Source organism: Neobacillus sp. plas4, assembly GCF_057221695.1.
On sequence record NZ_CM170152.1, the window covers coordinates 1,957,150 to 1,979,098 of the forward strand.

General features: G+C 38.6%; 18 protein-coding genes and 1 pseudogene. 17 read left to right on the forward strand and 2 right to left on the reverse strand.

Going from position 1 to position 21,949, the window contains the following annotated elements; translation table 11 throughout:
* Window positions 1-2 precede the first annotated feature (2 nt).
* The 6 genes from AC2TFD_RS09795 to AC2TFD_RS09820 all read left to right on the forward strand — a co-directional run bounded on the left by AC2TFD_RS09795 (window position 3) and on the right by AC2TFD_RS09820 (window position 6,188).
* Window positions 3-1,379 carry an FAD-dependent oxidoreductase gene (locus AC2TFD_RS09795; RefSeq protein WP_484675509.1) on the forward strand — a complete coding sequence of 459 codons (1,377 nt, stop codon included), beginning with the start codon at window positions 3-5 and terminating at the stop codon, window positions 1,377-1,379.
* A gap of 99 nt (window positions 1,380-1,478) precedes the next feature.
* Window positions 1,479-2,330, forward strand: coding sequence for an aspartate/glutamate racemase family protein (locus tag AC2TFD_RS09800; RefSeq protein ID WP_335512619.1), 852 nt, complete (start codon window positions 1,479-1,481; stop codon window positions 2,328-2,330).
* A 177-nt stretch (window positions 2,331-2,507) separates the two neighbouring features.
* Window positions 2,508-3,302, forward strand: coding sequence for an electron transfer flavoprotein subunit beta/FixA family protein (locus AC2TFD_RS09805; RefSeq protein WP_484675510.1), 795 nt, complete (start codon window positions 2,508-2,510; stop codon window positions 3,300-3,302).
* 13 nt (window positions 3,303-3,315) lie between these two features.
* A complete protein-coding gene (locus AC2TFD_RS09810; RefSeq protein WP_484675511.1) occupies window positions 3,316-4,296 on the forward strand; it encodes an electron transfer flavoprotein subunit alpha/FixB family protein in 981 nt (326 codons plus the stop codon).
* A 607-nt stretch (window positions 4,297-4,903) separates the two neighbouring features.
* Window positions 4,904-5,653: a CAP domain-containing protein gene (locus AC2TFD_RS09815; protein WP_484676287.1), complete on the forward strand. Its 750-nt coding sequence runs from the start codon at window positions 4,904-4,906 to the stop codon at window positions 5,651-5,653.
* A gap of 169 nt (window positions 5,654-5,822) precedes the next feature.
* Window positions 5,823-6,188 carry a hypothetical protein gene (locus tag AC2TFD_RS09820; RefSeq protein WP_335512625.1) on the forward strand — a complete coding sequence of 122 codons (366 nt, stop codon included), beginning with the start codon at window positions 5,823-5,825 and terminating at the stop codon, window positions 6,186-6,188.
* A gap of 92 nt (window positions 6,189-6,280) precedes the next feature.
* Here AC2TFD_RS09820 and AC2TFD_RS09825 read toward each other — a convergent pair whose 3' ends face one another.
* On the reverse strand, window positions 6,281-6,415 hold the full coding sequence (locus tag AC2TFD_RS09825) for a hypothetical protein (protein WP_335512627.1): 135 nt from the start codon (window positions 6,413-6,415) through the stop codon (window positions 6,281-6,283).
* Between the two features lie 112 nt (window positions 6,416-6,527).
* Window positions 6,528-7,460 carry a DNA-3-methyladenine glycosylase family protein gene (locus AC2TFD_RS09830; protein ID WP_484675512.1) on the reverse strand — a complete coding sequence of 311 codons (933 nt, stop codon included), beginning with the start codon at window positions 7,458-7,460 and terminating at the stop codon, window positions 6,528-6,530.
* A 186-nt stretch (window positions 7,461-7,646) separates the two neighbouring features.
* On the opposite strand from AC2TFD_RS09830, the gene AC2TFD_RS09835 reads away from it, so the two are divergent.
* From AC2TFD_RS09835 to fbp, 11 genes and pseudogenes are all read left to right on the forward strand, one after another.
* Window positions 7,647-7,823 carry a hypothetical protein gene (locus AC2TFD_RS09835; RefSeq protein WP_335515814.1) on the forward strand — a complete coding sequence of 59 codons (177 nt, stop codon included), beginning with the start codon at window positions 7,647-7,649 and terminating at the stop codon, window positions 7,821-7,823.
* Window positions 7,775-8,837, forward strand: a pseudogene (locus tag AC2TFD_RS09840) (FGGY-family carbohydrate kinase); the annotation flags it as partial. The gene AC2TFD_RS09835 and the pseudogene AC2TFD_RS09840, both read left to right, overlap by 49 nt.
* A 229-nt stretch (window positions 8,838-9,066) precedes the next feature.
* Window positions 9,067-9,663, forward strand: coding sequence for a sugar O-acetyltransferase (locus AC2TFD_RS09845; protein ID WP_335515817.1), 597 nt, complete (start codon window positions 9,067-9,069; stop codon window positions 9,661-9,663).
* 430 nt (window positions 9,664-10,093) lie between these two features.
* Entirely contained in the window at window positions 10,094-11,929 is a 1,836-nt protein-coding gene (locus tag AC2TFD_RS09850) for a XylR N-terminal domain-containing protein (RefSeq protein ID WP_484675513.1), read from the forward strand.
* A 307-nt stretch (window positions 11,930-12,236) separates the two neighbouring features.
* Window positions 12,237-13,442: an acyl-CoA dehydrogenase family protein gene (locus tag AC2TFD_RS09855; protein WP_335517032.1), complete on the forward strand. Its 1,206-nt coding sequence runs from the start codon at window positions 12,237-12,239 to the stop codon at window positions 13,440-13,442.
* A 43-nt stretch (window positions 13,443-13,485) separates the two neighbouring features.
* Window positions 13,486-14,460, forward strand: a complete 975-nt coding sequence (locus AC2TFD_RS09860; protein WP_335517028.1) for a catechol 2,3-dioxygenase — start codon at window positions 13,486-13,488, stop codon at window positions 14,458-14,460.
* A gap of 14 nt (window positions 14,461-14,474) precedes the next feature.
* Window positions 14,475-15,296: an alpha/beta fold hydrolase gene (locus AC2TFD_RS09865; RefSeq protein ID WP_335567431.1), complete on the forward strand. Its 822-nt coding sequence runs from the start codon at window positions 14,475-14,477 to the stop codon at window positions 15,294-15,296.
* Between the two features lie 338 nt (window positions 15,297-15,634).
* The gene (locus AC2TFD_RS09870) at window positions 15,635-16,060 is read left to right on the forward strand and encodes a MarR family winged helix-turn-helix transcriptional regulator (protein WP_484675514.1); all 426 of its coding nucleotides are present in this window, start codon (window positions 15,635-15,637) and stop codon (window positions 16,058-16,060) included.
* Between the two features lie 93 nt (window positions 16,061-16,153).
* On the forward strand, window positions 16,154-17,914 hold the full coding sequence (locus AC2TFD_RS09875) for an ABC transporter ATP-binding protein (RefSeq protein ID WP_335516362.1): 1,761 nt from the start codon (window positions 16,154-16,156) through the stop codon (window positions 17,912-17,914).
* Window positions 17,915-17,936: 22 nt separating this feature from the next.
* Window positions 17,937-19,739 (forward strand): ABC transporter ATP-binding protein, encoded by a 1,803-nt coding sequence (locus AC2TFD_RS09880; RefSeq protein ID WP_484676288.1) that lies wholly within the window; start codon window positions 17,937-17,939, stop codon window positions 19,737-19,739.
* Between the two features lie 250 nt (window positions 19,740-19,989).
* Window positions 19,990-21,921 (forward strand): fructose-1,6-bisphosphatase, encoded by a 1,932-nt coding sequence (gene fbp / locus AC2TFD_RS09885; RefSeq protein WP_484675515.1) that lies wholly within the window; start codon window positions 19,990-19,992, stop codon window positions 21,919-21,921.
* Window positions 21,922-21,949: the final 28 nt, after the last annotated feature.

The following is a 21,949-nucleotide window of genomic DNA, read 5'->3' on the forward strand; positions in this document are numbered from 1 at the left end:
TAATGGAAAGCTATGATTTGATCATTCTAGGCGGCGGGCTTGCGGGTATGTGTGCTGCCGTTGAGGCTGGGGAGCAGGGTGTTAATGTCCTGCTCTTGGAAAAGCAGGATGAACTGGGCGGCAGTACAGTCCTCAGCTCAGGTTATATGGCATTTGCGGGTACAGATATGCAGGAACGAGCAGGAATAACTGATTCTACTGAATCAATATTGGCCGATATGACGGAGGTTGGCGGTGGGGTAAATGATTCAACATTGGTAGCTGAATATGGCAGATATCAATTGGAGACATATCAATGGCTGGTTGACCACGATGTCGAGTTTAGATCATTGGAAGCAGTAAGTGGTCATAGCGTTCCACGCGGACATATTATCGATCCTCATCAGGCAATCCAGTCTCTTTACAGGAGAGTGAAGCAGCTAGCGAACGTGACGATTTATTTTAATGCTCCTGCACGAAGACTGCTGAAGAATGATGAAGGGCGAATTGATACAGTTTTATATGAGGCGTCTGGGGAAGAAAGAAAGGCTGTTGCTAGTAAAGGAGTGTTAATTGCTTCTGGAGGTTTTGCTAAAAGTGAAGAGCTGCTTGGCCAGTTTGCTCCACAATTAAAAGGTGCCTTAAGAATTGGCGGTGCTGGCAATCAAGGTGACGGGATTCGGATGGCTTGGGAGCATGGTGCATGGGTGAAGGACCTCCCATATTTGAATGGAACATATGGATTTCATCCAAGTGCAGCCGGGAAGTTAAAGTCGCAGGGATTGGCATTTTATAAAGGGGCCATAATGGTTAACCAATTTGGGAAGCGGTTCGTGAATGAGTCTATTTCGTATAAACTTTTAGGTAAGGCGGCATTCGAACAGCCTGAACAGATCAGCTATCAAGTTTGGGATCAGACCGTAATGAAAAAGGGTGTGTTAGATGATCCCCTCTATGATTTTGAATTGCTAAAGAAGCGCAGACTTCTGTACAAAGCAGATACATTAGATGAACTGGCGGACTGTATTGACGTACCAGTAGAAGTACTAGAAGATACCATTTTTAGATACAATCAAGGCGTTCAAAATGGGGAAGATCCTGATTTTGGCAGAAGGTCTTTGACACATAACTACGGAAAACCAACAGCAATTGAAACGGCGCCTTTCTATGCATTTGAATCAACAGTCGCCATGCTTGCTACCTATGCAGGTATTTCTGTAAATGCAAATGCACAGGTTGTGAATCCTTACGGCGAGCCCATTCCAGGTTTGTATGCAGCGGGGGAAGTAACAGGCGGATTCCACGGGGCTGGCTATATGACAGGAAGTTCGCTTGGAAAGGCAGCCGTATTTGGACGGATTGCTGTACAGTCTGCGGTTTCTGAGAATGCAGTAGTTTAATCGGAACCGGGTGTATCTGGCAGATGGCTGGAAAAACTGGCGGAAAGCAAATTGAGGTAAGTTCTATTTTATAAATAATCGAAAAAAGGAGGTCATTCTATGAAAATCTGGCATCAAAGCCTTACCACCATTGACCGAGTTCCACATTATCGGGATGCGATTATTAAACATGTAAGCAGGATCGCCCGCCCGGATGTGGAGGTTGTTTTACATGGTGTGTCAGAAGAAACATATCCTTCTCATTACCCAGGTATATTTATAACTCATTCCTATTTACAAAACCTTCACCGGGAACAGTTTATACGGGCTGCCCTAACAGCTGAAAAGGCTGGATATGACGCGATGTTCATAGCAACTATTCCAGATGTAGGTCTTTTAGAGGCAAGAACATTGGTTGATATTCCTGTAGTGGGATATGGTCAAGCCTCCTTTCACATGGCTTCGATGCTTGGGGACCGGATTGGCGTGGTGAATTTTTTGGCGCCGCTGGCAGATGAGCTTCGTCAAAATGCTGATAAATATGGTTTAGGAGGAAAGCTTGGACCTATTGTTCAGACAGAAGCGGGCTTTGATGATATTATGGCTGGATTTAATGATCCAGAACCGATTATTGAATCCTTCAAAAAAGCTGCAGAGCTGGCGATTGCAGATGGTGCAGATGTCATCATTCCGGGAGAGGGCCCGATGAACGTCTTTTTAGCAACCCAGGGAATTTCTCGAATTGGTGATGTACCAGTGGTTGACTCATTTGCAGCCGGAATAAAAATGTGTGAGTCACTAGTAGATCTTCGCAAAAACTCTGGTGTCTACATGACACGGCGCGGTTACTATAATGCAAAGCCGCCTGTTGAAGCAGTGGAAAGACTGAGGGAAATGTACGGACTTATTCCTTCTCCAAATCCTAAGGATGATAATGGATTGTCAGTTAAGGGAGTAGGAGTTAAAAATTGATGGTTCCCTTTGCAAAGGGAAAAGCTCACTGAAGGGAATCAAAAGAAGTCTTTGGTGCCCTTCAGAAAGGAAAGAGCACAGTTAAGGGAATCAAAGAAGATTTTTGGTGCCCTTCAGATAGGAAAAGGCTCGCTAAAGGGAATCAAATATCGTTAACAATCGTGAGGTGAAATAAATATGCACATCGTTGTTTGCCTTAAACAAGTTATTGATCCTGAAATTACACCAAAATATTTTAACATCGATCCTGAAACAAATCGTCCTGATATTAGTGACTCCGATTTGCTACTAGACTCGTTTGCTGAAAACGCACTTGAACTGGCCATTCAAATTCGAGATAAAATACCTGGAGCGAGTGTAACCGCTCTCTGCCTAGGGGATGAGGAGTCAGAGGATGTCCTTCGGAGAGCACTTGCTTTTACAGCCAATGCGGCAGTCAGGGTATGGGATGATGAGTGGGAAAATCTAGACGGTCAGGCTGTTGGGCATATACTTGCACAAACCATTAAATCATTGGGTGGAGCACAACTTATCCTGACAGGCTACCAAGCCAGTGATATCGAGGAAGGTCTTGTTGGACCTGTTATGGCTGAGGAATTAGGGGTACCTTGCTTAACACTCGTTTCAGACCTTGAGGTGGAAGAGGGCAATGTGAAAGCTACGCTTGAAGTTGAAGGCGGCTATGCAGTTGTAAGTGTACCAACTCCGTCCATTTTCACAATTATTAGTGCTGAAACGAACGTTCCTAGGCTGCCAAAGGTAAAGGATATTCGACTTGCTAGAAGTAAACCGATTACGGTTTTAGAATCAGAAGATCTTAATCTTGATAGTGAGCGCTGTCAGCCCGGTGTCAAGCTGGAGCGGGCTTACGTCCTGAATCGGGAAGTCGCTTGTGAGGTACTGCCTGGAAATGATGGTGTGGACCTTGCTGGTGAATTAGCGGGCAGGCTAGTGGCTCTCAAGATTTTATAGGGGGAAGACAACCATGTCAAGAATTCTTGTATTCACAAATCAACAGGAAGAGGGCTTGAGTTCAGGTGCTAAAGAAGCTCTTTTCTTTGGCGGCCGCTTGGCTAGTTCCACTGGTGGTGAAGTTTGTTCTGTCTCGCTTGGACCTTTAGCAGCGGCTGGGGCTAAGGAATCAATCTCCCTTGGGGCGGGCATTGCATACACCATTTCGAATCCAATTCTTACTGAATACGATGTTGAACTGTATGTAAACTGCATCGAAACTGTATTACAACAGTCGGGAGCAGATATCCTTATCCTCTCTTTCGACAGAATCGGGAAAGACCTTGTGGGCAGGCTAGCTGCGCGTACTGGTGCATCTGCTATTACGGAAGTAGTTGATTACAATTACAACAGTGACAAATTAACTTGGCTTCGTCCAATTTATGGTGATAAGGCGTTCGGGGAATATACAACAACTCGTTCTAAAGCAGTAGTTGGTATTCGTAAAAAGAGCCAGAATGTAGATGTGCCGGATGAGACACGTATAGGTGAAATTATTGAGGTTAACTATACTCCATCAGAAGATATGATAGTAACCAAGCTGGTAGTAAAAATTCAAGCTGCATTATCTGATATTCGGCTGGAGGATGCACGAATTATCATTTCCGGTGGTCGAGGAATCGAGGGTCCGGAAGGTTTTAATGACCTTCATGTTCTTGCAAATCTTTTAGGAGGTACAGTTGGTGCCTCGCGTGCTGCTTGTGATGCAGGATGGGTTCCTTCAAATCTGCAGGTCGGGCAGACAGGTGCAGTGGTTGCACCTGATCTTTATATCGCAGTTGGGATTTCTGGTGCCAGTCAGCACCTTGCAGGAATCACCAATGCAAAGACGGTGGTTGCTATCAACACAGACCCAGAAGCACCTATCTTTAAACGGGCCAATATTGGTGTTGTAGCAGATTATAAAATGGTCATTCAAGCACTAACGGAAAAACTGAAAAAGGTACTTGTCTAAGTATCGGAGACGTTATTTGAAAAATCCCTCATCGTTTGAGTTTGGATTTTTCTTTTTTAAAAGCTTTGATTGTAATATGCCCTAATTAATAAGAAAAAACCGTTTGGTTACATTACCATACGGTTTTTTTAATGTAAAAATACACTGTAATTTCCATCAATATTATTTTAGAAATAATCAATAATAAGAAGGCAAAAACATTAACTTTTGCAAGGGGGTAATAAATTTGATAAAAAAGCCATTAGGTTTATTGCTATCAGGGGTGTTAACAATCGGTCTGGCTGCATGTAATAACAATAATGCAGCTGACGAAGTCCGTACAAGCAGGATAGATAGAGACAATTCAACTTTGAATGTCGGTAATAACAGGGATGATGGAATTGATCATAATGGTTTGTTAACAGAAGATTACACCAATAACGACAATAATGACCCGGATTGGGATCGAGACTATAATGACCGTAATATAACAAATGTAAATAATGATCGAACTAGAAATAACAATAATAGAAATGTGAACAACAACCGTTTAAATGTAAATAATAACCGTAACACAGATCGACATATTTTTGATAATCGAAATGTGAATTACAATAACAATCGTAACATGAATACAAATAATGACGCGCTAAATATATCGGCAGACCGTACAAATTTGGATAGTAAGAGTTACCCACATACTAAAGCGATCTTGATTCAACATGCTCAGTATCGATATATACCATTTGGTTCTGTTCAATGGTACCAAGGAAATCAACAAGGACAAACGCCAGGGCAACAACAAGTTCCAATTGTACCGGCACCAGCACCAACTGCACCAGCACCAACTGCGCCAGCACCAACTGCGCCAGCGCCGGCTGCACCAGCGCCGGCTACACCAGCACCGGCTGCACCAGCACCGGCTGCACCAGCACCGGCTGCACCAAAGCCAGCAGCACCAGCACCAAAACAAGCAGCACCAGCGCCAACTACTGGTGATGTTAGTCAATATGTACAGCAGGTTATAGATTTAACAAATGCTCAACGTACTAAAAATGGGTTACCAGCTTTAAAAGCTGATGCAAAATTAAGCGGGGTTGCACAAAAGAAAAGTGTTGATATGCAGCAAAACAATTACTTTTCACATACAAGCCCAACCTACGGTTCGCCATTTGACATGATGAGGGACTTCGGTGTGACGTATAAATCAGCAGGTGAAAATATCGCTCAAGGACAACGTACGCCTCAAGAAGTCGTGAATGCATGGATGAACAGTGAAGGGCATAGGAAAAACATTTTAAGTGCTAACTTCACTCATATTGGAGTTGGGTACGAAAAATCCGGAAACCACTGGACACAAATGTTTATAGGAAAATAACCAACCTTAAGAAGGGAATCTTAGCGATTCCTTTCTTTTGTGGTAAGTCTTTTATTCGTATTCAAAGTATTTATTGAATGAAAGGGTACCAAGATGTGGATTTAGTAAGGGGTTGAATACCTCAATCTTTAATACCTAATTTGAATCCTAAAACTGGAGGGATATTCGCATGAATACAACTCATTCTATTACTCATGTACAACAATGCCGTCAGCTTGCTCAGCAATTAATTCAGCAAACTCAAATGGCTAACCATCAATACCAGCAAATGCTGCAAAATGAGCAGCAAAATGCGCAAGTGCTTGAGCAGATGATACAAAAAGAACGTTTGGCAGTTCAAACGATTCAGCAAAGCCTCCAGGGGCATGAATTAGCGATTCAAAGATGCCAAGAAGTCATTGCACAGTGTAATCAGCTGGAGCGTGAACTTTCCGGCCAGGTGGGGTCGGTTGGATTTCAACCTCAAACTTTTGTAAATCCTGCCTTACAAACACAGCAGTTCCAGAACTATCAAAACCCAGCATTTCGTCAATAGAAAGAACGAGCACGCTCGAGTGTGAGCGTGCCTGTTCTTTATTGTTAAGACATTTTAATTTTTTATATTACGAGCCTTTATTTTAAAATAGCTTATTTATTGTTACCTTTGCTTTCACCTTTGTTACCTTGGCCATAGCGCATATGACCAGAATCACCTTCACCTTTTTCATTAGACTTTTTTCCGCCTAAAGATACGTTAGGATAGCTTTTTGTATTCTCATCCATTTTTTTCACCTCCATCACTATTCTGTTCCATTTTTCTAAAAATATGTTTTTAAGGTACTAATGAATGGATGGAAACAGAAATGACCTTCATACCTTTTAAGTTCCACATTTTTTAATAAAGAACCCGCCATAAATAAAATGTGGCATATGCTTGCCAATTCATCCATTTTAGTGATAATTTCATTAGCTCATCTTTCGTAGGTTTTTTCTCTGCGCCGGTTAGAAGTTTGATCGCGTTATGCAGCCCGACGTCATCAATCGGAAAGGCTGAGGGATAGCGTAAGCAGCGCATTAGGACATAATTTGCTGTCCATGGACCTATACCGCGGATTTTAACTAAACTCTTCTCAGCTTCTTTAAGGCTGTCCATTCTCAATAATTTCTCCTTTGATAAATCCCCGCTGACCATCAATTTGGCGATTCCGATAATATATTCACTTTTTTTCCTGGTCATTTTAATATCTGCTAGGTCTTCTGGTGTTAATATTGCAATTTGATCAAAGGAAGGAAAAACCCAATAGTTCTTGCCATTCGACTCGATGGAATCGCCAAATTTTTCAACGAATTGGCGTTTTAGCTTATAGGCGAATGCTAAGTTGATTTGCTGTCCTAAAATCCCCCAGCAGAGGGCCTCAAATAAATCGGGAACGCCAATCAAACGTAATCCGGAGAATTCTTGGATTGGTTTCTTTAGGAGCGGGTCCGCTGTGGCCATTTCATAAAATGGTGTTAATTCACGATCAAGATCAAACCATTCACGAATGTAACCGATGACCTTCTCACGATCTGACTGTTTACGGGGACTGGAGTCTTTTAAAAAATGTACGATCATCTGATTAATGCTATTAACGTTTATTTGTAGTAAGGATCTAATTTCTCCTGCAGAAATGACCTTTGTGATAATTCCGTTTTCGACTTCAAACATACATTCATTTTTATTCCGCTCTAAATAGCTGAGATTCGCTTTTAAATCAAAATCTCCTGGTAAATTAATGAGAATATCCCCATTATCGTTTTGCGAATAGTCGATTGTGTTTTCTATCATCCACATTTAACCTCCAAAATCATTATATTATTATTACAAAAAAGCAATTTCAATATCTTGTTTTTTTACCCTTAAAACGTTCACATTGCTTAGAAACGGAGGCATTTTCCATCAAAATCATTCCTTCCTCATCTTTATTAACCTTATAGGTTTCTCGTTCATACGATTAATTTAGGAGGGGTAGTTATGCAGTCTTCAGACTTTTTTTTACAAGAAATGCTTGTCCTTTACGGAATAGCGATGCTGGGTTATATTGCAAGGAAAATCGGCATCCTAAATGAACATGCCAATGATGTGCTGACACCATTGAACAAAAGGTTCTGGGAGTTGGAGAAGCCTCTGGTGTGTTTCCTATTGACGTGAATACGAAGAACTATAATCAAACCATGATTGATCAATTCAATGTACTGATTGCCCCTTACCATCTACCCTGGAAACTTGAACAGATTTTGCCGACAGTTTTGCTAGCGGGTGAAAACGGCGGAGTCCTTACAGAAGAAGGGGCAAAGCTTCTGGATATAACCGGAGAGCTGCAGGCTGGTATTCCACTTTGTCCTCCAGAAGGGGATGCAGGAACGGGAATGGTCGCAACAAACAGTGTTGCAAAGCGTACGGGGAATGTTTCGGCTGGAACTTCTGTTTTTGCAATGGTTGTACTCGAAAAGGAACTCTCCAAAGTTTACTCCGAGATTGACCTAGTTACCACACCTACTGGAAATTTGGTAGCGATGGCGCACTCCAATAACTGTTCTTCAGACCTGAATGCATGGATGGGAATGTTTGCCGAATTTTCAAAAGCAATGGGTTTGGAAGTTGACAAGGATAAATTGTATAGTACCCTTTATCATTTAGCTCTTCAAGGTGACCCGGATTGCGGAGGCTTACTTGCTTATGGCTATCTTTCCGGCGAACATATGACCCACTTTGATGAAGGTCGCCCATTGTTCGTTCAGCTGACAGCCATTTTAACCTGGCTAATTTCATGCGTGTTCATTTATTTACAGCATTAGGAGCACTGAAAATTGGGATGGATATTCTCCTCAAACAAGAAAATGTGAAACTGGATGAAATCCTGGCCCACGGTGGACTATTTAAGACCAAAGGTGTAGGTCAAAGCATTATGGCTGCTGCACTCAATGTACCTGTTTCCGTTATGGAAACGGCAGGAGAAGGCGGAGCATGGGGAATTGCTTTACTTGCATCTTATATGAAAATAATGAAAAGTTGGAAGATTATTTAGGCCGCAAAGTATTTGCAGGTGAACTTGGAATGACGTTGACCCCTGATCCAAGGGATGTAGCAGGATTTGAGCAATTTATGAATCGCTATACCATGGGGCTTGTAATCGAAAAAGCTGCTATAGAGTTTTTTAAATAAATATTTTTGTAATGTAAAACATGACCGGAAAAATTATACCTGTCGTGTTTGGATGATGTAACAAGTTCGGTGGATACCGTACGGAAGTATTGATTCACCAGGTAATGGATAAACACACAGCCGGCTTGGAAGTTAGGTCAACTCAATCTCAAATAGCTAAGTAAGATAAAAGTTTTCTTTAAAACTATTCTTATACTATCATTAAGTAAAGAAAAGAGGAGAAGATACTATGAGTGAAAAAGATAAAATGTTAAATCAAGAATACTATATAAGTTGGGACAAAGAGCTAGTCGAAGAAAGAGAAAGAGCCAAGGATTTATTATTTGAGTTTAATAATTTTAAACCATCAAAACGCTATGAAAGAAATCAAATTATTCAAAAACTATTTCATTCTATAGGAGAGAATGCATGGATTGAATCACCATTTAACTGTGATTATGGTTATAATATTACAGTTGGGGATAACTTCTACGCAAATACAAATTGTACAATTTTGGATTGTGCCAAAGTTACCATTGGAAACAATGTGTTAATCGGTCCGAATGTTAGTTTGTATACACCAAATCACGCAGTGAATGCAGATGAGCGTAAAGAAGGTTATGAGCGTTCACTTCCAATAAATATAGGAGATAACGTTTGGATAAGTGGTTCAGTTACGATTGTTCCAGGAGTGACGATAGGTGATAATACAATTATTGGTGCTGGGAGTGTTGTAACAAAAGATATACCTGCAAATGTGATTGCAGCAGGTGTACCATGTAGGGTTATCAGGTCTATCACTGATGGTGATAAAATCGGGTTAAAAGGTACCGGAAGTAATAATTAAAAAGGCAAGTTTCTTTAGTTGAAATAGAGTAACCTATCCCATCAAACTTCTTAATTTGATAATGTAAATAAAAGTTTAATAAAATAAAAAGCCTTGTAAAAATCAAGGCTTTTTGACGTCCAGAAGAGGATTCGAACCTCCAACTACAGTATTGGATTTATAAACAGTATAAACACTTCTTCTATCCGCGGTTTCCATAATGACCACCTGGTTTGAAAACCCTTACATATTTATTTACCTCTTTTCCATTAGATGTTATAGTATTCTGTATAATAAGCGTAAATATGGTAATTATTGTGATTAACACTTCAGTTCTATGAAACTATTTGTAGTTTGAATCCAATCTCCTGAAATAGTCTATCAAAAGTTTAAAAGTTTTATTCGAGTAGTGTTTTTTAGAATAGAAAATTCATTATTGGGGTGGATGAGTATGCAGATGGATTTAAGACAAACAAATATAATTGATGTTTTTCAATTGCCTAAAGACGAGGCTTTAAAAGTATTTTATGAACGGATGATTTCTATTCCCCTTACTGCAAGAACATCATTAAAAAAAGAACTCGTGACAACTATAGGGGAAGATCGTACGAAAGGAGTTTTTGTTCGATATGGCTGGCACTGCGGTGTTAGTGATGCGGAAAAGGCAATGACATATCAATGGGAAAATGAACTGGAATTAATTAATAGCGGACCAAAATTTCATATTTTACATGGGTACCTAGAGGATGTGAAAATAACAGATATTCAGTATGACGAAGAAAATCAATTAAAAAAAATTGATGTAGATTGGACTAACTCATTTGAGGCAGAGGAATTTTTAAAGGATGGGGCTTTTAGTAATAAACCTATTTGTCATACACTATGCGGATATGCAAGCGGCTATTTATCCACTGTTTTGCAAAAGTCAATTCTGGTAAAAGAAATTGAATGTCGTGCAATGGGGTATCAGGAATGTAAAGCCATTTGTATGCCAATTGAAAACTGGGGAGAAGAACTAGAAAATGAATATAGCTATTACCAATCAACAAGTATGATTCAAGAATTAGATGAGGTAACAGCAAAGCTAAAAATTGAACGTGATTATTTAAAGCAAGCAAATGAGGTCCAACAAAAATTGACCCATGAATTACTTGCAAAACAAGGATTGCACAGAATTGTAGATCTATTATTTGAAACAACAGGACTACCAACCTTTATAGAGAATGAATATAACAAAATTATAGCGAAATCTAAGAATGTGTCGATGAACGTTGATTTAGAAAAAATAAATTCTAAGAATACAGAATTTGTCCGTATTTCTCCTGAAATCGGTATCCTTAGAACACCTATTTTATTTGAGAGAGAAGTGAAGGGATACTGTTCATTTCTCTATTTAGGACGTAACGAGCCGACTGATTTGGAGTACATGATTATCGATAAAGCCTCATTAACGGTATCTGTCATATTACTAAATGAAAATATTAAGATTAACACCGAGCAAAATGTAAAACGCAGTTTTTTAAGTGATGTTTTAGAAGGACGATTAGAGCAAAAAGAAACTTATCAAATTGCTTATTATCTTAATTTTCCTCCTGACGAATCTTATTGGATGCTTACCTTGGAAAGAACGATTAACCAATCCGAGATTAATCGTGAGATTGAAGTAAATGAAAAATTAGTAAGACATATTAATTTGTTTTTAAAAGAAAGAAATATAAATGCCATTGTATCCCAAAAAGCAGATAAAATTATTATTTTAATTGAATATTCAACATTTAAATCGTTATGTACAGAACGACAAACATTCATAAATCAGTTATTAAAGCATTGTTTACGCCGTTTTGTAAAATATGCATTTTATATAGGTGCGAGCTCGGTAGTTGAAAATATCACCCAGCTGACTATTTTATATAATGAATCATTAGCTGCTTTAAAGGCAAAAAATCCGAAAAAGCATATTTATTACTATGAGGATTTGGAGATTGAAAGTGTCTTATTTCAAATACAAGATGAAATATTAATTAATCGTTTTGTAAATCAGCAGGTAGGTAGATTGATAGAAGCAGATAGGGATTTTGATTTAACAAAGACTTTATACGCATATATCGAGAATGGAAATAATCTGAATAATACATCCAAAGTACTTTCAATGTCTATTAGTGGACTAAGATATCGTATGTCTAAAATTAGCGAGATTATAAATATTGATTTAGATGATACAAAACGTATTTTTTCAATTTATATGGCATTAAAGATTTTAAAAGCACAGGGTAAAATTGACGTCTAAGTAACCCCGAAAAACAATTAATATAGATAAAAACCTTAAAACCTAGTTTTTATGAGACTATTTTCTAAGGTTTTTTTATTTTTCTAAGAAAATAATTTTCACTATGTTCATAGGGTAAATACTGGGTAATAGCAGTAACCATGCACTTTCTATAATATTCCAAAAAACAAATTAGTCTAAATATTCTAAAAACAACTGTTTTTTGGTAGCCTGTGTAGCTATTTTTAATCATTACAGACGATTAAAATAAAATTCAATCAGGTCATGCTGATTATTGTGATGACGCTTACAAGAGGGAGGAATTGAAATGGCAGTTAATTCTTTAGCAGTTCTTGAAAAAACGATTAATCGAGAAGAGCTACTTCAAAAAGCAAAAGAGGTTGGAGAGCTGGCAGAGAAACATGCTGCACAAGCCGATCAAGATGCGAGACTTCCAGATGAGGTATTTGAAAAAATTAAAGAAGCTGGCTTTCAAAAGTTACTTAGACCCAAAGAATATGGTGGTCAAAATTTAGACTTCTATACATTTGGAGATATTATTCGAACTGTAGCTAACTACAATGTTTCGGCAGCATGGCTAACATACTTCGCAATTATCCATGAAACTTGGCCAGCGTTTCTACCTAAACAAGGCCGTGAAGAGTTATACAATAGCGGTGCTTTAATGGCTGATGTTTTTGCACCAATTGGAAAAGTAGTTGATGACGGTGAAGGATATCGGTTGTCAGGTCAATGGAATTTCTGCAGCGGGGTATCTGGATGTGAATGGATTGCATTAGGCGCTGTTCATAAAATGCAGGACGGTACAGAACCAGAGTTTAGCTTATTTATTGTTCATAAAAAAGATACAGAAATTATTGAGAACTGGGATACGATTGGATTACGCGGTACAGGCAGTAACGGAGTTAAGGTAGATAACGTATATGTTCCACCACATTATGTTTTCCCATTAACAAGAGTACTGAATGGAGCTACTGCACAGGATGGCAACTATGAAGAGGATTATCAAATTTTCAATGTCCCCTATCTTGCATTCTTCTTGGCTGGCTTCCAACACATTGCAATTGGAGCAGTTGAACGGTTGATTCGCAACTTTAAAGAAAAAACTGAAAATCGCATTCGAATCTTCAATAACAATACGAGCGAAAAAGATGCAGGGTCTGCTCAACGTACACTTGCGGAATTAAACATTCAGTTAACAGCATTAAAGGCATTAGCAAAAGAGTATGCGGATCGATTACATTATTATCAAGATAACAGTATCCGAGTATTAGAGGAAGAAGAGCGTGAATTGCTGTTTGCGATTCGTGGATATACAGCGAAAACAGCCTCAGAAATGGCCACTCGTATTTTGATTACACTCGGTGGTAATTCAGTATACAAAAGCGATGGAAGTGAGAGATTCGTTCGGGATATTCTTGCAGTTGCAGCTCATCCAACACATCAATACGAGGATGCAATGGCGGGTTACGGAAGAACTATTCTCGGATTTAAAGGTCACGCAACGTGGTAATTAAAGGCTCTTTTCTTAAACAAAAAATTGGAGGAATGATCAAATGACAAAAGAACCTATTTTAGATGTGGCTCAGCTTGCCCACATTGAAATTTATAGCCCAAAATTAGAGCAGTCTGTAGCGTTTTTTAAAAATATCCTAGGCATGGATGAGATCTATCGTCAAGGAAAATCCGTTTATATGCGCGCTTATGAAGATCACTATCATAACACGTTAATCATCACTGAAAATAATGAAGCCGGCTTGGGTCATATTGGTTGGAGGGCAACATCTCCTCAAGCATTAGAACGTCGTGTAGCTGCAATTGAACAATCAGGACGCGGCATTGGCTGGATTGACGGTGATATTGGTCACGGACGTGCTTACCAATTCACATCACCAGATGGCCACAAAATGGAAATTTTATGGGATGTCGAGTATTATGAGGCTCCTGAAGATCAAAAAACTCCATTATTAAATCGTCCGCAAAGGCGTCCAAGTCGTGGAGTACCTGTACGTCGTTTAGATCATATCAACGTATTAGCAAAGGAAACGAACAAAAATGTTGAGTTTTTAGAGGAAGTACTAGGATTTAAAGTACGCGAGCGTATTTTAGCTGACGATAATTCTGACATCGCTGCTTGGCTAAGTGTAAGCAACTTAGTACACGACATTGCCATTATGGGTGATGCATTGGGTGAAACTGGCCGTCTGCACCATATTTGCTACTGGTATGGTTATCCTCAACATTTATCAGATGTAGCAGACTTACTAATTGAAAGCGGCTATGTAATTGAAGCTGGTCCAGGAAAACACGGTGTAACACAAGCTGCCTTCTTATATGTTGTCGAGCCAGGTGGTAATCGTGTTGAATTATTCGGAGATCCAGGCTATCAGATTTTCGATCCTGCTTGGAGAACAATTGAGTGGAAAGGTAAAGATTTAGAAAAGGCCATTATCTGGCATGGATCTAACTTACCTCAAGAATTCTTTAAATATGGTACACCTGTTAAGTCTGATGTACTCGTTGAGAAATAAAAGGAGAGATTGTTTTGCAAATTCGTTCAAAATATATAAATATTAATGGGATAAATACACATTATCATGAAGAGGGTTCTGGTAATGAAAAAATCATCTTAATACATGGATCAGGTCCAGGAGTATCAGCATTTGCAAACTGGCGTTTAGTCATTCCACGTTTAAGTGAATCGTATCAGGTTTTTGCACCAGATATTATTGGCTTCGGTGAAACAGACAAATTATCAGATCATAATTATCATATTAACTTATGGGTAGGACATTTAATTAGTTTTATCGAAGCAGTTTCCAACGAACCAGTTTATTTAGTTGGTAATTCATTCGGTGGTGCATTATCTCTTCAAATTGCCTATCGCAGACCAGATTTAGTGAAAAAATTAATCTTGATGGGTAGTGTTGGCACAAAACATCCTATTTCTGAAGGTTTAGAAGCAGTATGGGGTTATGAGCCAAGTCTGGATTCAATGAGAAATCTGATTAAATTATTCTCCTATAATCAAGAAGCAGCAAACAATGAGGAGCTTGTTCGTTTGCGGTATGAGGCGAGTATTCGACCTGATATAAAAGAGGCTTTTTCTGCAATGTTTCCAGCACCCCGCCAAAAGAAATTAGATGAAATGGCGTTAGAGGATGAGCAAATTAAAGAAATTGAGACTCAAACATTAATTTTTCATGGATTAAATGACCAAGTAATCCCAATCGAACAAACAAGCTATCGATTAATTCAATTATTACCGCATGCAGAATTACATGTATTTAATGAATGTGGTCATTGGACTCAAATTGAAAAAACAGAGCCGTTCATTGATCATATTTTAACTTTTATAAAAGACTAATAGCTGTAAATTAAGTATGAATATAAAAGAAAAATACAGAAAAACCCTTGCTGTGGCATAGGGTTTTTCTACGTCCCGAAGAGGATTAGAACCTCCGATCAACAGTTTAGGAAAAGTATGAAATTTGTCTTTGTGTAACTAAATTTTTATTAAATCTGTTGATTTTTCAAGCTTTTTTGATAATTACGTTCAATCAAAAACAATTAAATAAATATGCATTTACTGAGTTTTTCGGCAAATTTTCAGCAATCATGTCAACCCCAACCAAAGAACTTGACACGGTACTCCCCACATAATATATTATCTAATAGTATTAGATATTTCGAAAGGTGAATTTCATGGATTACAGAGCGTTAGCAAATGAACTGATTATTAATATGACGAAAAACCCAAAAATGCCGTTTCAGAAAAAAGTAGACGATCTTTCTAATGGAGAAAAGAGGATATTAGGTCATCTAGCTCTTTGGAAAAAAGGAGTGACATCAGGCGAAATTAGTGAAAAACTGTATCTCAGCACTCCGCGTGTGGCCTCTGCCCTCAATAGTTTATCCAAAAAAGGATTTATCGAACGAAATAGGGATGAACATGACAAACGAATTGTCATCGTCACCATCACAGAAGCTGGACATAGCTATGTTATGGAAGAATATGAAGAAGCATTATCCATGCTTGAGAAAACACTACAAAAATTAGGCGAAAAAGATGCAAAAGAATTTGTTCGTATTTTAAAAAGAATTATAGAATTTTCAACGGATGATGGATGATTTTTTATGTAGCCATGTTAGATAGTATTTTTTGAAAGTTATCTAACAGTATTAGGTTTATTCTTATTCGATCCCTAGGAGGGTTTATATTACATGCTGAAAATTTTTAAATATCTTGAAAAAAAGGATTGGCTACTAATCTTTTGCAGTTTAATTTTCATTGTAACCCAGGTGTATCTCGATTTAAAGTTGCCTGATTATATGCGCGAAGTCACCATACTCGTCCAGACAGAAGGAAGTAAGATGAGCGAAGTTCTCCTTAATGGTGGTTATATGATTTTATGTGCTGTGGGCAGTATGGTAGCGGCTATGATTGTGGGGTTCTTTGCAGCAAAAGTAGCTGCTGGTTTTTCCGTTCGGCTGCGTGCGATGGTATTTGAGAAGACCATGTCTTTTTCAATGGAAGAAATCAATGGCTTTTCAACACCTAGTTTGATTACACGCTCCACAAATGATATCACACAGATTCAAATGCTGATTGCAATGGGACTACAGGTAGTAATCAAAGCACCGATTTTAGCTGTGTGGGCAATCTTTAAAATTATGGGGAAAAGCTGGCAATGGACGGCAACTACCGGGATTGCCGTTGCCATCCTGATTCTCATGTTAACGATCCTTATTTTTGTTGCCATGCCGAAATTTAAGGTGATTCAGAGTTTAACAGATAATTTGAATACTGTTTCAAGAGAAAACTTGTCTGGTATCAGGGTGGTTCATGCCTACAACGCCGAGAAGTACCAGGAAGCGAAATTCGAAAAAGCAAACGACGAACTGACGAAGACGAACCTTTTTACCAGCCGGACAATGGCCATCATCATGCCGACAATGGGTATCATTATGTCAGGTATGAGTCTAGCCATCTACTGGATTGGTGCGTACTTGATTAATGATGCAGCTCTGCCCAATCGATTAACTTTGTTCTCAGATATGGTGGTTTTCTCTTCTTATGCTATGCAGGTAATTATGGCATTTATGATGCTTAGCTTCGTGTTTATCATGCTTCCAAGGGCATCGGTTTCCGCGAGACGAATTAATGAAGTCCTCGATACGGAGGCAACTATCATTGATGGGACTGAAACAGAAGGACAGAAGGATCACACTGGCGAGGTTGAATTCAGGAATGTGAGTTTTAAATACCCAGAAGCTTCCGATTATATCCTTCGGAATGTTAGCTTTACAGCACTCAAAGGAGAAACAGTGGCGTTTATCGGTTCCACCGGCAGTGGGAAGAGTACACTGCTTAACCTCATTCCTCGATATTTTGATGCAACAGAAGGGGAAGTATTGGTTGATGGTGTCAATGTGAAATATTTTCAGCAGGAAGCATTACGGAATAAGCTTGGCTATGTATCCCAAAAAGCCGTATTGTTCAGCGGTACCGTTTCTTCCAATGTAGCTTATGGAGAAAGTGGCAAAAATTCAGCAAAGGCTCATATTATGAAGGCAGTGGAAATAGCCCAAGGTACAGAATTTGTTGAGAAAATGGAAAACCAGTATGACGCTTCCATTGCACAAGGTGGTACCAATATCTCAGGCGGACAGAAGCAAAGACTATCGATCGCTCGTGCGGTGTATAGACAACCCGAAATCTATATTTTCGATGATTCATTTTCAGCACTAGATTATAAGACAGATAGAACATTGCGGTCTGTTCTAAAAAAAGAAACGCAAGATGCGACTACATTAATTGTTGCACAACGGATTGGTACCATTAAGGATGCAGATCGAATTGTTGTACTCGATGATGGTGAAGTGGTTGGTATTGGCACCCATCATGAACTCTTGAGGGATTGTGAAGTTTACCAGGAAATTGCTTATTCTCAGTTGTCAAAGGAGGAACTTGAAATTGGCTGAAAATCGTCAGGAACAGAATAGAATGACACCACCAGGCCCGCTGCGTGGAGGAGGCCCTCGTGGTCCAGGCGCAAAACCAAAAGATTTTAAGAAAACGTTTAGGCAGCTGATATCTTATTGCAAAGTCTTTTTACCACTAATTATCATAGCCTTGTTACTAGCAATGGCAGGTGCCATTTTCAACATCATTGGACCAGAGTTCCTGAATCAGATTACCGATTTGATTACGGAAGGAATGATGACCAGCATCGATCTTGATGCAGTAGTTAATGTAGCAGCCATTCTAGCTTTTCTATATGGCTTAGGTGCTTTGTTCAACTATATTCAAGGGTACATTATGGCCACCGTTACACAGCGTGTGTCCAAAAATTTACGTATCGATATCTCAACTAAAATCAATCGTTTGCCGTTGAAATACTTTGACAAGACCAGTACCGGAGATGTATTAAGCCGGATAACGAATGATGTGGATATGATTGGACAGACAATGAATCAAAGCTTAGGGGCCCTAGTTTCGGCCGTCACCATGTTCCTTGGCTCTTTGATTATGATGTTTTATACAAACTGGATCATGGCGATCTCAGCCATACTATCCACTTTTTTTGGGTTTGCTATGATGACTTTCATCATCTCAAAGTCGCAAAAGTACTTCGCTCAGCAGCAAAAAGAGCTTGGTAAATTAAATGGTCATATCGAAGAAATCTATTCTGGTCACCATGTTGTGAAGGTTTATAATGGAGAAAAAAATGCGAAGGAAACCTTCCATGAAATCAACACAAGACTCTATGATAGCGCCTGGAAATCTCAATTTATGTCAGGGCTGATGATGCCTTTAATGATGTTTGTTGGTAATTTTGGTTATGTGGTTGTAAGTATCGTCGGTGCTGTTCTTGCCGTGAATGATGTCATTTCATTTGGTGTAATTGTTGCCTTTATGATTTATATCCGACTTTTTACGCAGCCTCTTACACAGATTGCCCAGGCGGCTACCAACCTTCAGTCTACAGCTGCAGCCAGTGAACGTGTTTTTGAATTCCTTGCTGAAGAAGAACTTAAAGACGAGAGCGGAAAAATGGAAAGACTTGAAACCGCTATTGGGGATGTGAAGTTTAAAAATGTACGCTTCGGCTATAGTGAGGACAAAATAGTAATCAATGACTTTTCAGCTGCGGCGAAGTCAGGTCAAAAAGTGGCGATTGTTGGTCCGACCGGTGCCGGTAAAACAACATTGGTCAACCTTTTGATGCGATTCTATGAAGTAAATGGCGGGGAGATTTTGATTGACGGTGTATCAACAAATAACCTAACCAGGGCAAACATTCACGACCTGTTCAGTATGGTTCTTCAGGATACATGGTTGTTTGAAGGCACCATTCGCGAGAATATTGTCTATTCCAGACAGGGAGTAAACGAAGATGAAATTGAAGAAGCCTGTAAAGCAGTGGGCCTTCACCACTTCATTAAAACACTGCCAAAAGGCTATGATACGATTCTTGATGATAAAGCAAATCTTTCCGCCGGTCAAAAACAGTTGATTACCATTGCTAGAGCGATGATTGAGCATAAACCATTACTTATTTTAGATGAAGCAACTAGTTCAGTGGATACCCGTACGGAAGTATTGATTCAGAAGGCCATGGATAAACTGACAGTCGGCAAAACTTCATTTGTGATTGCTCACAGACTTTCAACTATTAAAAATGCTGACTTGATTTTAGTTATGAAAGATGGAGACATCATTGAAAGTGGAAATCACGAAGAATTACTGCAGAAAAATGGTTTTTATGCGGAGCTTTACAATAGTCAGTTTGAAAATGCTTCATAGCTAGCTTTAATGTTGCATTGCCCGGGGGTAAAAATTTTCTCCGGGCATTTTTAATAAGTGTATGGTGCAGTTATATGAGAATACATAATGCTAGATGTGACGCATTGATAATTAGTTTACTAGTGTGTCAAATCTATCAAATTCTAAATTTTACAATAACGATTATTTGTCTTTTCTGATATAATACATAATTAATCCCAAACTATTACATAGAAAATAAATGGTGAATTTTGAAAGGGGATACATAGTATTGAATTCAAAATATCTAGATTTACTCCTCCAAAAATATGATAGTGAAGAAAAAGTGGTAACTGAAATTATCAAACTGGAAGCCATTCTTAATCTACCAAAGGGGACAGAACATTTTGTCAGTGATTTGCATGGCGAGTATCAAGCATTTCAACATGTGCTAAGAAATGGTTCAGGGAATGTAAAAAAGAGAATTCGAGACTTGTTTCAAGATGTTTTATTTGAAAAAGAAATAAATGATTTTGCGACATTAGTGTATTATCCTGAAGAAAAATTAAAATTAATAAAAAGTCATTTTGGCAATGAACAAGAATTAAACCAATGGTATATCGTAATCATTGAGCGGATGATAAGGCTAATTTCTCATGCTTCCTCCAAATATACACGTTCGAAACTACGAAAAGCATTGCCGAGTCAGTTTGTGTTTGTTATAGAAGAGCTATTATACAAAACCAATCAATCAGAAAATAAGGAGCAGTATTATAAAGAAATTGTCGAGCAGATTATCTCTTTAGGCCAGGCTGATAAACTCATAACAGGGCTTGCGTATACAACTCAGAGACTGGTTGTCGATCATCTTCATGTAGTGGGGGACATTTATGATCGTGGGCCCGAACCTGATAAAATCATGGATACTCTAATTAATTATCATTCCGTTGATATTCAGTGGGGAAACCATGATGTACTATGGATAGGTGCTTTTGCTGGTTCAATGGTTTGTCTTGCTAATATCATTCGTATCTGTGCAAGATATGAAAATTTGGATATTATTGAAGATGTATATGGAATCAATCTTAGGCCACTCCTGAATCTTGCAGAAAAATACTATCAGGACAATCCGGCCTTCAGACCTAAGGTACATTCAGATAAGAAGCAGCCTGATCATGAAATATTACAAATAACAAAAATTCACCAAGCCATAGCGATGATCCAGTTCAAACTCGAAATGCCTATAATAAAGAGACGCCCGTATTTTAATATGTCAGAAAGGCTTTTACTGGAGAAAATTGATTATGATAAGAACGAGATAACGATTTATGGGAAAACCTACCCTCTAGAAAATACTTGTTTTGCAACGGTAAATCCAGAGCAGCCTGATCAATTATTAGAAGAAGAAAAGCAGGTTATGGAAAGATTATTATTTTCAGTGCAGCATTCAGAAAAGCTGGCCAGACATATGAATTTTCTTTTGAAGAAAGGGAGTCTTTATTTAAAATATAACGGGAATCTATTAATTCATGGTTGTATTCCTTTAGATGAAGACGGGAATATGGAAAAAATGGTTATTGAAAATAATACCTTTTCAGGACGTGAATTACTCGATGTTTTTGAACGGTATTTACGGCATGCTTTTGCACACCCTGAAGTGTCAGATGATCTTGCGACGGACATGGTCTGGTATTTATGGACAGGAGAATATTCATCACTCTTTGGAAAAAGAGAAATGACTACTTTTGAGAGGTACTTTATAAAGGACAAGGCAACTCATAAAGAGAGAAAGAACCCATACTACTATTTACGTGAAAATGAAGAGATTTGCTGCAAAATCCTAACAGAATTTGATCTGAATCCTGACCAGGGTCATATTATCAATGGGCATACACCAGTTAAAGAAATTGAGGGAGAAGATCCAATTAAAGCAAATGGTAAGATGATCGTGATCGATGGAGGTTTCTCCAAAGCTTATCAATCCACAACAGGAATAGCAGGATATACCTTACTATATAATTCCTTCGGTATGCAACTGGTCGCCCATAAGCATTTTAATTCAAAAGAAGATGTTTTACGTAACGGAACAGACGTTTTATCAATAAAAAGAGTGGTAGATGAAGAGTTAAAGAGAAAAAAGGTTAGAGAAACGAATGTTGGAGAGAAATTATTACAGGAAATCTCTATCTTGAATAGTCTGAGAGAATACCGTTATATGAATTAATACCAATTAGGAAGAGGGTTAAATAAGT

Coding starts and splice junctions, on each gene's coding strand:
- AC2TFD_RS09795 (WP_484675509.1), top strand. CDS start 3: ATGGAAAGCTATGATTTGATCATTCTAGGCGGCGGGCTTGCGGGTATG.
- AC2TFD_RS09800 (WP_335512619.1), top strand. CDS start 1,479: ATGAAAATCTGGCATCAAAGCCTTACCACCATTGACCGAGTTCCACAT.
- AC2TFD_RS09805 (WP_484675510.1), top strand. CDS start 2,508: ATGCACATCGTTGTTTGCCTTAAACAAGTTATTGATCCTGAAATTACA.
- AC2TFD_RS09810 (WP_484675511.1), top strand. CDS start 3,316: ATGTCAAGAATTCTTGTATTCACAAATCAACAGGAAGAGGGCTTGAGT.
- AC2TFD_RS09815 (WP_484676287.1), top strand. CDS start 4,904: ATGAATACAAATAATGACGCGCTAAATATATCGGCAGACCGTACAAAT.
- AC2TFD_RS09820 (WP_335512625.1), top strand. CDS start 5,823: ATGAATACAACTCATTCTATTACTCATGTACAACAATGCCGTCAGCTT.
- AC2TFD_RS09825 (WP_335512627.1), bottom strand. CDS start 6,415: ATGGATGAGAATACAAAAAGCTATCCTAACGTATCTTTAGGCGGAAAA.
- AC2TFD_RS09830 (WP_484675512.1), bottom strand. CDS start 7,460: ATGATAGAAAACACAATCGACTATTCGCAAAACGATAATGGGGATATT.
- AC2TFD_RS09835 (WP_335515814.1), top strand. CDS start 7,647: ATGCAGTCTTCAGACTTTTTTTTACAAGAAATGCTTGTCCTTTACGGA.
- AC2TFD_RS09845 (WP_335515817.1), top strand. CDS start 9,067: ATGAGTGAAAAAGATAAAATGTTAAATCAAGAATACTATATAAGTTGG.
- AC2TFD_RS09850 (WP_484675513.1), top strand. CDS start 10,094: ATGCAGATGGATTTAAGACAAACAAATATAATTGATGTTTTTCAATTG.
- AC2TFD_RS09855 (WP_335517032.1), top strand. CDS start 12,237: ATGGCAGTTAATTCTTTAGCAGTTCTTGAAAAAACGATTAATCGAGAA.
- AC2TFD_RS09860 (WP_335517028.1), top strand. CDS start 13,486: ATGACAAAAGAACCTATTTTAGATGTGGCTCAGCTTGCCCACATTGAA.
- AC2TFD_RS09870 (WP_484675514.1), top strand. CDS start 15,635: ATGGATTACAGAGCGTTAGCAAATGAACTGATTATTAATATGACGAAA.
- AC2TFD_RS09875 (WP_335516362.1), top strand. CDS start 16,154: ATGCTGAAAATTTTTAAATATCTTGAAAAAAAGGATTGGCTACTAATC.
- AC2TFD_RS09880 (WP_484676288.1), top strand. CDS start 17,937: ATGACACCACCAGGCCCGCTGCGTGGAGGAGGCCCTCGTGGTCCAGGC.